12 protein-coding genes and 1 pseudogene are annotated in these 13013 nt (G+C 67.9%); 6 read left to right on the top strand and 7 right to left on the bottom strand.

What is annotated here, in order from left to right; all coding sequences use genetic code 11:
* A partial coding sequence (locus tag CSC78_RS09810; protein WP_162337722.1) for a CHAD domain-containing protein occupies positions 1-766 on the bottom strand: 766 nt, incomplete at its 3' end.
* 159 nt (positions 767-925) lie between these two features.
* On the opposite strand from CSC78_RS09810, the gene CSC78_RS09805 reads away from it, so the two are divergent.
* Entirely contained in the window at positions 926-1204 is a 279-nt protein-coding gene (locus CSC78_RS09805) for a hypothetical protein (protein ID WP_162337721.1), read from the top strand.
* Between the two features lie 83 nt (positions 1205-1287).
* The gene (locus CSC78_RS09800) at positions 1288-2283 is read left to right on the top strand and encodes an alpha/beta hydrolase family protein (protein WP_162337720.1); all 996 of its coding nucleotides are present in this window, start codon (positions 1288-1290) and stop codon (positions 2281-2283) included.
* A 1-nt stretch (position 2284) separates the two neighbouring features.
* Here the strand turns inward: CSC78_RS09800 and CSC78_RS09795 are convergent, their stop codons facing one another.
* From CSC78_RS09795 to CSC78_RS09785, 3 genes are all read right to left on the bottom strand, one after another.
* A complete protein-coding gene (locus tag CSC78_RS09795) occupies positions 2285-2635 on the bottom strand; it encodes a VOC family protein (protein WP_162337719.1) in 351 nt (116 codons plus the stop codon).
* A gap of 70 nt (positions 2636-2705) precedes the next feature.
* Positions 2706-3329: an AraC family transcriptional regulator gene (locus CSC78_RS09790; protein WP_162337718.1), complete on the bottom strand. Its 624-nt coding sequence runs from the start codon at positions 3327-3329 to the stop codon at positions 2706-2708.
* Between the two features lie 93 nt (positions 3330-3422).
* Positions 3423-4391: a LysR family transcriptional regulator gene (locus CSC78_RS09785; protein ID WP_162337717.1), complete on the bottom strand. Its 969-nt coding sequence runs from the start codon at positions 4389-4391 to the stop codon at positions 3423-3425.
* 110 nt (positions 4392-4501) lie between these two features.
* Here CSC78_RS09785 and aceB point away from each other — a divergent pair, with 110 nt between their 5' ends.
* Positions 4502-6133 carry a malate synthase A gene (aceB, locus tag CSC78_RS09780; protein ID WP_162337716.1) on the top strand — a complete coding sequence of 544 codons (1632 nt, stop codon included), beginning with the start codon at positions 4502-4504 and terminating at the stop codon, positions 6131-6133.
* Between the two features lie 53 nt (positions 6134-6186).
* Positions 6187-7521, top strand: a complete 1335-nt coding sequence (gene aceA, locus CSC78_RS09775; protein ID WP_162337715.1) for an isocitrate lyase — start codon at positions 6187-6189, stop codon at positions 7519-7521.
* Positions 7522-7596: 75 nt separating this feature from the next.
* On the opposite strand, the gene CSC78_RS09770 is transcribed toward aceA, so the two are convergent.
* From CSC78_RS09770 to ubiK, 3 genes and pseudogenes are all read right to left on the bottom strand, one after another.
* The gene (locus tag CSC78_RS09770; protein ID WP_162337714.1) at positions 7597-9666 is read right to left on the bottom strand and encodes an alpha/beta hydrolase family protein; all 2070 of its coding nucleotides are present in this window, start codon (positions 9664-9666) and stop codon (positions 7597-7599) included.
* 106 nt (positions 9667-9772) lie between these two features.
* Complete coding sequence (locus CSC78_RS09765) at positions 9773-11278, bottom strand: YifB family Mg chelatase-like AAA ATPase (protein WP_162337713.1); 1506 nt, start codon at positions 11276-11278, stop codon at positions 9773-9775.
* Positions 11276-11552: pseudogene (ubiK, locus tag CSC78_RS09760) on the bottom strand (ubiquinone biosynthesis accessory factor UbiK); the annotation flags it as partial. The gene CSC78_RS09765 and the pseudogene ubiK, both read right to left, overlap by 3 nt.
* A 188-nt stretch (positions 11553-11740) precedes the next feature.
* Between ubiK and CSC78_RS09755 the strand changes: the two are divergent.
* Both CSC78_RS09755 and CSC78_RS09750 read left to right on the top strand, forming a co-directional pair.
* Positions 11741-12079, top strand: coding sequence for a P-II family nitrogen regulator (locus CSC78_RS09755; protein ID WP_162337711.1), 339 nt, complete (start codon positions 11741-11743; stop codon positions 12077-12079).
* Positions 12076-12951 (top strand): restriction endonuclease, encoded by an 876-nt coding sequence (locus tag CSC78_RS09750; RefSeq protein WP_238391226.1) that lies wholly within the window; start codon positions 12076-12078, stop codon positions 12949-12951. Before CSC78_RS09755 ends, CSC78_RS09750 begins: the two co-directional genes overlap by 4 nt.
* Positions 12952-13013: the final 62 nt, after the last annotated feature.

Below are 13013 nucleotides of genomic sequence, written 5' to 3'. Positions count from 1 at the left end.
ACCGGGAGGGTGGCCGGGCCTGCTCGAGGGCTTCCAGTGCCTGCGACAGCAGCGCCAGGTCCTGCAGGACGCCGAGCTGGTCGACCAGCCGGGAGACATGGCGAAGGCTCACGCCGCCCCGACCGGCCAGGCCGGGACGCACGTGGAGCTTGCGCAACGCACTCAGCTGCATGCGCAGCCGTCGCGAACGCCGGCGCCACTCATGCAGGTCGTCGACGGCGCCCGATGCGAGCGCCGTGGCCTGGGCCCGCGCCTGCCGGCGTACCGAGCGCTCGAGCGCCTCGCGCAGGTCGCTGCCGCGGAGCCGATGCCAGGGCAGCTGTTGCAGCCGTTCGGCCTGCCGGTGCGCCTGTGCCTGCCGACGCACGAAGCCGGGATCCTCGCGCAGGGCGTCGGCGAGCCGCTGCCGCTGGCGTTCGGCCAGCAACGGCCGCAAGGCGTCCCACGTGGCGCGTTCGCCGGCATCGTCCGCCTCGTCTGCCACCTGCCGGGCCGTCTCCATCACGACCTGCCCGTCGCGCAGGGCGGACAGGTCCCGTGCCAGTGCACGCAGTTCATCGTCGATCGCATCGACCGCGTCCCTGCCGAGCACGCGCCGGCCCATCGCGAGCAGGGAGCGCAGCCGGCGGACGCTCTTGCGGGCCTCGTGCACGCCCGTCGGGTCGACGGGGGCGATCGCCAGTGCCGCGGCCAGCGCTCCGGCATCGCCGGCCGCGAGCGCGGCGGCGCGTTCGCCGGTACAGGAGGCGTCGGCGCGGGGGCACATGGGCAGGCTCCACGGGCGGGAGAGTCGACAGTCTACGTCCGGGCGCCGCCGCGGCCGGCACCTCCACTGGCTGAATGCGTGCCGCCCGTCGGCTCGCGACGCCCTTGGCGGTGCGTGCGGGAAAAGGTATAAATCGTTTATACAATTTCAAGGTGCGCCGTGGCCAAGTCCCGCAAGACGCGTGGTGCCGCAGATATGGACGAGGCCAAGGCCGCGGCGCCGGCCCGGCTGGTCCGCGACAGTTTCACCATGCCGGCCGAGGATTTCGCCCTTGTCGATGTGCTGAAGGCGCGCGGGCTGCAGGTGCAGCGGCCGGTGAAGAAGAGCGAGCTGTTGCGCGCCGGCCTGCATGCCCTGTCCGGCCTGTCGCCGCAGGCGCTGGCGAAGGCGCTGGATGCGCTGGCGCCGGTCAAGGCCGGTCGTCCGAAGAAGAAGTAGAGGCCGCGCCCGCGCGACGGCCGTGTTGTCCCGTCCATGCGCTGTCGGGTGCGTGGGATTCCCCAGTTCCGGATGTGGTGTCGATGAACGTTGCCGCCTTCTTCCGCCGCCATCGTGTGGCGGTCCTGCTGTCCCTGTTGCTGCTGGCGCCGATGCTGGTGGCGTCGTCGCATGTGCGTATGGGCGGCGATGCCGGCTTCGAGATGCACGCGGGTTACCGCGTGCAGGACCTGGACTGGGTGGATCCCGCGCGCGGCCGCGCCGTGCCGGTAAAACTGTTCTGGCCGGACGCGGCGCGCACGGGCAAGGTGCCGCTGGTGGTGTTCTCGCACGGCATCGGCAGCGCGCGCGATGGCTACACCTACCTGGGCCACTACTGGGCCAAGCACGGCATCGCCAGCCTCCATGTGCAGCATGTCGGCAGCGACCGTGCGTTGTGGCAGGGCAATCCGTTCGGGCTGGTGTCGCGCTTCCAGCACGCCGCCAGCGAGGAAGAAGCCGTCGCCCGCGTGCGCGACCAGCGCTTCGCGCTCGACCGGGTGCTGGCCGGCGGGTGGGGCCAGCACGTCGATCGTGCGCGCATCGTCGCCGCCGGCCATTCCTATGGCGCCAACACCACGCTGATGTCGGCCGGTGCGCGCGTGGTGCGCGACGGCAAGGCGATCCAACTGCGCGATCCGCGCTTCAGCGCCGCCATCGTCATCTCAGCGCCGCCGTTCTACGGCGACGACGACTTCCGCCCGATCCTCGCCGGCATCACCATGCCCACGCTGCACGTCACCACGGCCGACGACATCATCCGCATCCCCGGTTTCGGCTCGGGCGTGGAGGACCGGCTGAAGGTGTTCGATGCCATCGGCGGCGCGCACAAGGTGCTGGCGGTGTATCGCCACGGCACCCACAACGTGTTCACCGACCACCGCTACTTCGATTCGCGCGAGGTCAGCGAGCAGGTGAAGCAGGCGACAGCGTCGTTGTCGCTGGCCTTCATCGACACGGCGTACGGCGGTTCATCCGCGGAGCTCGCGCAATGGCGCTCGGGCCACCGCGCGTTGCTGGCCCGCTACGACGCGCGCTGACTCAGGTCGTCGACCAGACGGCGAGTTCGTAACCGTCGGGATCGGTGAACTGGAAGCGGCGGCCACCGGGGAAGGTGAAGATCGGCCTGGTGATGCGGCCGCCGGCCTTCTCGACCTGCGCCAGGCTGTCTTCCAGCGCGGTCGAATACAGCACCACCAGCGCGCCGCCTGGCTGCGGCGTGCCGTGCGCGAAGCCACCCGTCAGGCGGCCGTCGCGGAACTCGCAGTAGTCCGGGCCGTAATCCTGGAACGTCCAGCCGAATGCGGTGCCATAGAAGGCCTTCGAGGCGGCGATCGAGGCGACGTTCAACTCGAGGTAGTCGATGCGGTGATGGTGTTCGGCGGCGCTCATGGCAGGTGTCCGTGGAAGAGGCCGACAGTCTGCGCGACCTCATCGTCCCTGTCTTGGCGAAATCGGACCGTCAGCGTGCGACCTGCGCCAGCAGCTGTGTCGGCGTCAGGCCGGTGAGGCGTCGCGCATCGCCGGCGAGCTGGGCGGCGTCGTAGTAGCCGGCGTCCAGCGCCATGTCCACCAGCGTCGCATCGTCGTGCTGCAAGCGCAGGAAGCGTTGCAGTCGCAGGATGCGCGCCAGCAGCTTTGGTCCGTAGCCGAACGCGTCGTCGCATCGGCGCAACAGGGTGCGTTCGGTGAGGCCGAGGTCGCGCGCGAGGTGCGCGACCGAATCGGGCTGCGCTCGTGCCAGTCGTGCATGCACGACCTGCATCGTGTCCGTGCCTGACGGCGTGTCGGCCAGGATCCGGTCGGCGAGCCAGCCCATCGCATCGGTGCGGGCCGCCATCCGGTCGGCCAGCGTCGCAAGGCGGGAAACGCCGAGATCCCGCAGCTCCACGCGCTGGTCGGCGAGCACATGCAGTGGCACGCCCAGCCAGTGTGCGGCCACCGCGGGCGCAAAGCGCAGCCCCTGCACGCGCTGGCCGGGGCAGATGCGGGCGTACTGCGCGCGCGTGTCCGGCCCCGCGATGCTCAGCCGCGTGCCGTCCCACAGCAGGTCGACGCAGGCATCCGGCAGCACCAGCGCAGGCATCGCCTGCGCGCCCTACAGATAGTCCCAGCGACACAGCAGGGCTTGGCCAGCCGCGAAATCGTGTTGTCGGTAACGGCCGCTCATGAAGGGGCGTCAGCGCTCGGAGTGTCCGCTCTCATCGTAATCGCGACGCTCGAACAGGTGCGGCTGGATCAGTTCGATGAACGCACGTGCCTGTGGCGACAGGAACTTGCCCTTGCGCACCACCACGCCGTAGCTGCGCGACGGGAACCACTGCGCCAGCGAGCGTGCCGCCAGCCGGTCGCGATCGCTGTCGGTCAGGCAGATCGAGGCGATGATCGAGATGCCCATGCCCATGCTGACGTACTGCTTGATGACCTCCCAGCCGCCGACTTCCAGCGCGACCGTGTACGGCACGCGCGCCTGCTGGAACACCAGGTCGACCAGGCGGTAGGTGATCAGGCGCTTCGGCGGCAGGATCAGGCCGTAAGGTGAGAGGTCCTCCAGGCGCAAGTCGCGCTTCTTCGCGAGCGGATGCTCCGGCGGCGTGATCAGCATCGGCTCGAAGCGGTACACCGGTGCGTAGCTGAGGTCGGCCGGCACGTCGAGCACTGAGCCCACGGCGAGGTCCACCGCGTCCGAGCGCAGCAGGTCGGTGCCGTCGGCGGTGGCGGCGTTGTGCAGGGTCAGCTTCACGTCCGGGTGCTGCTGGCGGAAGTGCTCCACGATCTTCGGCAGCAGGTAGAGGATGGTCGAACTGTTGGCGGCCACGTTCAGCTCGCCGGCTTCCAGCCCGCTGACCTTCTCGCGGAAGGTCGCGTCCAGCCCGTCCAGGCCCGCCACCAGCGGCTGCGCCAGCTCGTACAGCACCTGCCCCTCCCGGCTCGGCGTGAGCCGGCGCCCGCTGCGCTCGAACAGGGTGACGCCCAGGTCCCGTTCCAGCGCCTGCAGCTGCAGCGTGATGGCTGGTTGGCTGACAAAAAGTGCCTCGGCCGCCCGCGATACCGACCCCAGCCGCACCGTCTGGCAGAAGGCGCGCAGCGGCTTCAGGCGGTCGGATTTGTAGGGAAATCGCGGGGTTGGCGCTTCTTTATAGCTCACGATCTAGTCAACTATAAGCAGAGCTTATTTAGTGCATTGACAAAACTGTTTTGTCAAATAATTCGAGCGGGGAGCACTGTGCATCTCCAGCAAGTCGCCAGGAGACCCCCATGTCCGCTCCCGCTTTCGCCCTGCCGCCGCGCGATGCACGCGCCGACCGTCCCACCCCCGGCATCGCCCTGACCGCCCGCCTGGCGGACCAGGACGCACTGCTGCCGCCCGGTGCGCTGGCGTTGCTGGTCTCGCTGCACCGTGCGATCGAACCGGAGCGCCAGGCCCGGCTGCGGGCCCGCCGCGAGCGCCAGGCGTTCTTCGACGCCGGCGGACTGCCGGACTTCCGCGACGACACCCGTGCGATCCGCGACGGCGACTGGACCGTGGCCCCGGTCCCGAACGCGCTGCAGGACCGCCGCGTCGAGATCACCGGCCCGGTCGATCCGAAGATGGTCATCAACGCGCTGAATTCCGGCGCGAAGGTGTTCATGGCCGACTTCGAGGATTCCACCTCGCCGACCTGGCAGAACCTGCTGACCGGCCAGCGCGCGCTGATCGGCGCGGTGGCCGGCGAACTGACCTTCACGGGCGACAACGGCAAGCATTACGCGCTGAAGCCGCAGGACGAGCAGGCCGTGCTGCTGGTGCGCCCGCGCGGCTGGCACCTGGACGAGAAGCACGTGCTGATCGATGGCGCACCGATCGCCGGCGGCCTGTTCGACGTCGCCGTGTTCGCCTGGCACAACGCCCGCGCGCTGCAGACGAAGGACCGCGGCCCGTACTTCTACCTGCCCAAGCTGCAGAGCATGGAAGAGGCGGCACTGTGGGAGACCGCGCTGTCGCACATCGAGGCCGCGCTGGGCCTGCCGCACGGTCAGATGAAGGTCACCGTGCTGATCGAGACGCTGCCCGCCGTGTTCGAGATGCATGAAATCCTGCATGCGCTGCGCGAGCGCATCGTCGGCCTGAACTGCGGTCGCTGGGACTACATCTTTTCCTACCTGAAGACCTTCCGTCGCCATGCCGACAAGGTGCTGCCGGAGCGCGGCCAGGTGACGATGACGCAGCCGTTCCTGAAGGCCTATTCGGAACTGCTGATCCAGACCTGCCACCGCCGCGGCGCGCATGCGATGGGCGGCATGGCGGCGCAGATCCCGATCAACAACGACGAAGCGGCGAACGAGCAGGCGCTGGCCCGTGTGCGCGCCGACAAGCTGCGCGAAGTCACCGCCGGCCACGACGGCACCTGGGTCGCGCATCCGGCGCTGATCCCGGTGGCGAAGGCGCTCTTCGACGAGCACATGCCGCAGACCAACCAGCGCGGCGTGCTGCGCGAGGACGTGGCGGTCACGCGTGATGACCTGATCCGCCCGTCCACCGGCACCATCACGCGCGCCGGCTTCGAAGGCAACGTCGAAGTCTGCGTGCGCTACCTGGCCGCGTGGCTGGACGGCAACGGCTGCGTGCCGATCCACTGGCTGATGGAAGACGCCGCGACCGCCGAGATCTCGCGCACGCAAATCTGGCAATGGCTGCACACGCCGGACGTGCACCTGTGCGACGGCACCCAGATCGACTACGCGCTGCTGCAACGCACGCTGGCCGCGTTGCCCGCGAAGCTGGGCGACCACTCGCGCCTGCCGGGCGGCGAGCGCATCTCCGAAGCCATCGCCCTGCTCGACCACCTGAGCCGCGCCGACGAGCTGGCCGACTTCCTGACCCTGCCCGCGTACGACCGCATCGACTGACCCATCGACCGATCACCCCCACCACGACGCCCCACGACGAAAGAGAGCCCGCCATGAGCACCAAGCAACAGCAGATCGACGCCATCCAGAACGACTGGGACAACAACCCGCGATGGAGCGGTATCAAGCGCGACTACGCCGCCGCCGATGTCGTCCGCCTGCGCGGCAGCCTGCAGCCGGAGCACACCCTGGCCAAGCGCGGCGCGGAGAAGCTGTGGAAGCTCGTCAACGGCGAAGCGAAGAAGGGCTACGTCAACGCCTTCGGCGCGATCAGCGCGGGCCAGGCGATGCAGCAGGCGAAGGCCGGCCTGGAAGCCGTCTACCTGTCCGGCTGGCAGGTCGCCGCCGACGGCAACACCTCCGAGACCATGTATCCCGACCAGTCGCTGTACGCCTACGACTCGGTGCCGACCATGGTCCGCCGCATCAACAACACCTTCCAGCGCGCCGACGAGATCCAGTGGAAGAACATCTGCGACGGCAAGGCCGACGAGAAGGACGCGATCGACTTCTTCCTGCCCATCGTCGCCGACGGCGAGGCCGGTTTCGGCGGCGTGCTGAACGCCTACGAGCTGATGAAGAACATGATCATCGCCGGCGCCGCGGGCGTGCACTTCGAAGACCAGCTGGCCGCCGTGAAGAAGTGCGGCCACATGGGCGGCAAGGTGCTGGTGCCGACGCAGGAAGCCGTGCAGAAGCTGCAGGCCGCGCGCCTGGCCGCCGACGTGCTGGGCGTGCCGACCATCGTGCTGGCGCGCACCGACGCCGAAGCCGCCAACCTGCTGACCTCGGACTTCGATGCCAACGACCAGCCCTTCGTCACCGGCCAGCGCACGGCGGAAGGCTTCTACCGGGTGAAGAACGGCCTGGAGCAGGCGATCAGCCGCGGCGTCGCGTATGCGCCGTACGCCGACCTGGTGTGGTGCGAGACCGGCACGCCGGACATCGGCTTCGCGCGCGAGTTCGCCCAGGCCGTGCACGCCAAGCACCCGGGCAAGCTGCTGTCGTACAACTGCTCGCCCAGCTTCAACTGGAAGAAGAACCTGGACGACGCGCAGATTGCCCGCTTCCAGGACGAGCTGTCGGCGCTGGGCTACAAGTACCAGTTCATCACCCTGGCCGGCATCCACATCAACTGGTTCAACACCTTCAAGTTCGCCCACGACTACGCCCGCGGCGAAGGCATGAAGCACTACGTCGAGCAGGTGCAGGAAGCCGAGTTCGCCGCGCGCGAGAAGGGCTACACCTTCGTCTCGCACCAGCAGGAAGTGGGCGCCGGCTACTTCGACGACGTCACCACCGTCATCCAGGGCGGCAGTTCCAGCGTCACCGCGTTGAAGGGCTCCACCGAGGAGGAGCAGTTCTACGAGAAGGAAAAGGCGGCCTGACCGCTGTTGCAGGGATGCAGGAAAAAGAAACGCCGGCTTGCGCCGGCGTTTCTTCGTTGCAGGGAAGCTGAAGGCTTACTTCTTCACTTCCTGCGTGTGGCGCTTCAACGCCTCCGACAGGCCGAGGACGCCATCGGCGCCGGTCGGCACGCTGATGCTGGAGCCCTTGAGATCGTTGCCGATCGGCTCGGCACGGCCACCGAGGCACTGGGCGAGGAAGCCCTCGGCCACCGCGTTGAACGCCTTGCTGTTTTCCGGACGCGCGAAGCCGTGGCCTTCGTCGGGGAACAGCACGTAGGTCACCGGGATCTTCTTCGCTGTCATCGCCTTGACGATCTGGTCGCTCTCGTCCTGTTTCACGCGCGGGTCGTTCGCGCCCTGGCCGATCAGCAGCGGCTTCTTGATCTGGTCGGCGCGGGTCAGTGGCGAGCGCTCGGTCAACCAGGCCTTGCCCGCCTCGGTACGCGGGTCGCCCATGCGCTTGGCCAGTTGCTCGAAGAAACTCGCCCAGTAAGGCGGCACCGTGCTGAGCAGCGTGTTGAGGTTGGACGGACCGACGATGTCCACGCCGCAGGCGAACGTATCCGGCGTGAAGGTCAGGCCGGCCAGCGTGGCGTAGCCGCCGTAGCTGCCGCCCATGATGGCGACCTTGTCCTCCGTTGTGACGCCCTGCTTGACCGCCCACTGCACGGCGTCGATCAGGTCGTCGTGCATCTTGCCGGCCCACTCGCCGTTGCCGGCATTGGTGAAGTCCTTGCCGAAGCCGGTGGAGCCGCGGAAGTTGACCGACAGCACCGCATAGCCGCGGTTGGCCAGCCACTGGTTGTAGCCGCCGTAACCGTAGGAGTCGCGCGCCCACGGGCCGCCATGCACCAGCAGCACCAGCGGCACCGGCGCATTGGCCTTGCCGTCGTTGTCCGCGTCGGCGCTGCGCGGCAGGGTCAGGTAGCTCACCAGCGTCTTGTTGTCGCGCGAGGTAATCTCCACCGGCCATTGCGGCACCAGCGGCTTGCCTTCCAGCTTCGGGCGCGCTGAGAACAGCTTGGTCAGCGTGCCTGCCGGACGGTCGTAGCGGTAATACACCAGCGGCGCTTCGGCGGCCGAGTACGCGACGATCCAGGTCTTGTCGTCCAGCGTGCGCGTGTTGACCGACACGTCGCCCGGGCCGATCGCCTCGAGCTTCTCCAGGTCGGCCCGGATCGACGGATCGACCACCTTCCACTCGTCGCGCAGGTAGTCCACGGACACGGCCTGCACCTTGCCCGTCTTCGGATCGGCCAACGTGCCGCCGACGTCCGCGCGGGCATCTTCCAGCACCAGCGTGCGCTTGCCGCTGGCCACGTCCACCGCGAACAGGGCGGAGGTGTTGCGGCCGCGCGAATCGGTGAAGTACAGCGTCTGGCCGTCCAGTGTCAGGCCGCCGGGACTGGTGGTCAGCCCGTCCTCGAACGGAATGTCCTCGACCTTCTCCCAGCTGCCGGACGCGCTGTGCTTCAACACGTCGGCGCCGCCATCCGGGCGCGAGCGCGTGGCGTAACGCAGCTGGTAGTCGGCATCGGCGATGTAGCCACCGATCTCGGATTCGTTCTTTTCCAGCAGCGTGCGCTGCCCGCTGGCCAGGTCGACCTTGTAGATGTCGTGCCATTTGGTGTCGCGGTCGTTCATGCCGACCAGGATCGTGCCGGGATGTTTCGGGCTGACGCCGGCCACCTGCGCGGTGGTCTTCGGGAACGGCGTCAGGTCCTTGGCCTGCCCTGTCTTCAGGTCCACCGCGTACAGGTGGAAATCCTCGTCGCCGCCGCTGTCGCGCAGGTACAGCAGGGTGTCGGGGTTGTACGACCAGAAATAGCTGCGGATGCCGCGCGCCTTGTCCTGCGTGACCGCCTTCGCCTGTGCGGGGTTGTCCGCGGGAGCGACCCAGACGTTGAGTACGCCATCGACGGCGGCGACCCAGCTGAGGTACTTGCCGTCGGGGCTGAGCTGCACGTTGGCACGTTCGGGATTGCCGAACAGCGCGTCGCGCGCGATCAGCTCGGTACCGGCGATGCGATCGGCGGCGGACGGGGCGGCGTGCGCGGCCTGCGCGGCGAGCGCGACGGCGACGGTCGAGGCCAGCAACGTGAGGCGGAATGCGGTGTGGCGCATGGGCGGGCTCCTGGGTGGCGAGAAGGTGGCAGCAGGCAGGACGCCTGCCGGTGCGATGTGTGACCCGAGTAGATCACACCCCACCTTCAACCGCCGTAGCCGGAGGTCATGCTGCGCTGCCGCGGTCCAGTCCCCGGTAGCCCAGGGCTTCGGTCAGGTGTGCGGTTCCGATGGATTCGCTGTCCGCCAGGTCGGCGATGCTCCGCGCCACACGCAGGATGCGGTGCAGGCTGCGCGCGGAGAGTTGCAGGCGTTCGACGGCGCGCTCCAGCAGGGCCTGGTCGCGCGGTTGAAGCCGGCAATGCGCCATCGTCTCGGCCTGTCCCATGCGTGCATTCGGCCGGCCGCACCTCGCCTGCTGCCGTTCGCGTGCCGCGACCACGCGTGCCTGCACCGCCGCCGTGCCTTCGCCGTCCGGCGCATCGGGCCGCAGTTCGTGCGGCGGCAGGCGCGGGACGTGCACATGCAGGTCGATGCGGTCCAGCAAAGGCCCCGACAGTCGGCTCCGGTAGCGACGCACTACATCGGCGCCGCAGCGACAGCGTCCGCTGGGGTCGCCGGCCCAGCCGCAGGGGCATGGGTTCATGGCGGCTACCAGCTGGAAGCGTGCGGGGAATTCGGCGGTCCTCGCGGCACGCGAGACGGTGACCGTGCCGGATTCCAGCGGCTCGCGCAGCACCTCCAGCGCTGCGCGGCTCCATTCGGGCAATTCGTCCATGAACAGCACGCCGTTGTGCGCGAGGGAGATTTCGCCGGGTCGCGGCTGCGCGCCGCCTCCGACCAGCGCCACCGCGCTCGCCGTGTGGTGGGGAGCCCGGTAAGGACGCTGCCGCCAGCGCGCAGGATCCAGCCCGCGGCCGCTGACGGAGGCGATGGCGGCGCTCTCCATGGCTTCCGCGTCGCTGGCATCCGGCAGCAGGCCGGGAAGCCGCGACGCCAGCAGGGTCTTGCCGCAGCCGGGAGAGCCGATGAGAAGCAGGTGGTGTCCGCCTGCCGCAGCGACCTCGAGTGCCCGGCGTGCGTGCGCCTGCCCCCGGACGTCGGCCATGTCGGGAATGGAGGGCGGCAACGGCGGCGGCGCAACGGCGGGCGGCAGGATCTTGCGACCCTCCAGCAGCGCGCACACTTCCAGCAATGTGCGGCCGGTGCGGGCCTGTCCCTGTCGCGCGAGCGCCGCTTCCGCACCGCTGGGCTCGGGCACCACGAGGGTACGGCCGGCCGCGGCCACGGCCAGTGCCGCCGGCAACACGCCATCCACGGCACGCAGTTCGCCGGTCAGGCTGAGCTCGCCGAGGAACTCGTACTCGGCCAGCGCTTCGCGACGGATCTGCCCGCTTGCTGCCAGGATGCCGAGGGCGATGGGCAGGTCGAAACGGCCCCCATCCTTCGGCAAGTCCGCGGGCGCCAGGTTGACGGTGATGCGACGGGTAGGGAACTCGAACTGCGCGCAAAGGATCGCCGCACGGACGCGATCGCGCGCTTCGCGCACGGCGGCTTCGGGCAGGCCGACGATCTGGGTGGACGGCAGTCCGCCGGACAGATGCACTTCCACCCGCACCGGCGGCGCGGACACGCCCGCCCGTGCCCGGCTGTTCACCAGGGCCAGACTCATGGCGGCGGGGTCAGGACTGGGCGGGCTTGTCGGCCAGCTGGGCTTCCAGCGTGGCGACGGTGCGTTCCAGCGTTTCGAGCTTCTCGCGGGTGCGCAGCAGCACGGCCTGCTGCACGTCGAACTCCTCGCGGGTCACCAGGTCCAGCTTCGCCAAGCCTGCCTGCAGCGCGGACTTGAAGGTCAGCTGCAGTTCCTCCTGCGAGTCGCGCAGGCCGGGCGGCACCAGCTGGCTGAGGCGGCGGGCGAGGTCGTCGATGTGGTTGAGGTCGATCATGTCTGTTCTCCGGCAGTGCATCGAGCTTGCGAGGCCGACGCCGATACCGGCCATCGGGATTCGCTGCGCAGCGCTGTCGGGAAAATCCGGCGGCGAGGTGGCCATTGAACCGCGAGACGGCCCGCAGCCGCAACCGCACGCCGTCTCGTCGCGCTATCCTGCGGGCAGCATCGACGGGAGCACTCTGCATGAAAATGGTCATGGCGATCATCAAGCCGTTCAAGCTGGACGACGTGCGCGAAGCGCTGGCAGAATCCGGCGTGGCCGGCATCACCGTCACCGAAGTGAAGGGCTTCGGCCGGCAGAAGGGCCACACCGAGCTCTATCGCGGCGCCGAGTACGTGGTCGACTTCCTGCCGAAGGTGAAGCTGGAGGTCGCGGTGACCAACGACCAGGTCGAACAGGTCGTCGAGGCCATCGTGAAGGCGGCGGGCACCGGCAAGATCGGCGACGGCAAGGTCTTCGTCTACGACCTGGAGCGGGTGGTGCGAATTCGCACCGGCGAGCTCGACGCGGATGCGCTGTGAGCAAGCGAACCAAGGGGACAACGGAATTCGTCCGCTGGATGGGACCGCTGCTTGATTGTCTGCGTTCGGTAGGTGGCTCCGCGAAGCCTAAAGAAGTGTCGAGCTGGATCGCGAGAGCACTCGATCTTCCGCCAGAAGTGACGGATCCAACGATCAAGTCTGGAGCAAATAGATTCCATAACCAGGTTCAATGGGCCCGACAGTACCTGGTTTGGCAGGGGATGATTGATGACTCCCGAAGGGGAGTCTGGACATTGACTCCACTGGGGTGGAAAACCCATCTTGATGATGTTGCCAGCCGGGCGATCTTTCTCTCGACAGTAAAGCAGTATCAAGAGACTCGCCGAACTCCCGTAGAGGCAGAGATTGCGACGGCAGTGCCTGTGGACGATCTGCCTCTCGATGAGCAACAAGAGCAGTCATTGCTTGAGGTGCTTCAGTCGTTGCCGCCCTACGGATTTGAACTGGTATGCGAGCGCCTATTGCGTGAACACGGATTCGAATCCGTATCCGTCACTCAAAAGTCCAGAGACGGGGGTATTGACGGGTATGGTGTTCTGAGGCTGAGCCCTTTCGTCAGTCTTAAAGTCGCTTTTCAGGCGAAGCGCTACAAGGACGTGGTCGGTAGGGCGGCGGTAGGCGAATTCAGGAATGCCTTGCTCGGGAGAGCGGAGAAGGGCGTTTTCATAACCACCGGACGCTTCACGTCTGATGCGGAAATGGAGGCCGCCCGCGACGGTGTAATCCCGATAGAACTGGTGGACGGAGACCGTCTGGTAACTCTCTTTGAAGACGTCGGACTGGGTGTGCGGCCAAAACAGATCATCGAGATCGACTACGCATTCTTCGAGCAGTTCAGATCGCAGGGGTAGAGGGTTGCCAGAGCTGACAGGAAGTCGCCAAGAAAAAAGCCCCGCGTAGCGGGGCTTTTTAA

This window comes from Pseudoxanthomonas japonensis (assembly GCF_010093445.1).
Taxonomy (GTDB): Bacteria; Pseudomonadota; Gammaproteobacteria; order Xanthomonadales; family Xanthomonadaceae; genus Pseudoxanthomonas_A; species Pseudoxanthomonas_A japonensis.
The sequence above is the reverse complement of the archived record's forward strand: the minus strand, read 5'-3'. Positions and strand labels throughout refer to the sequence as shown.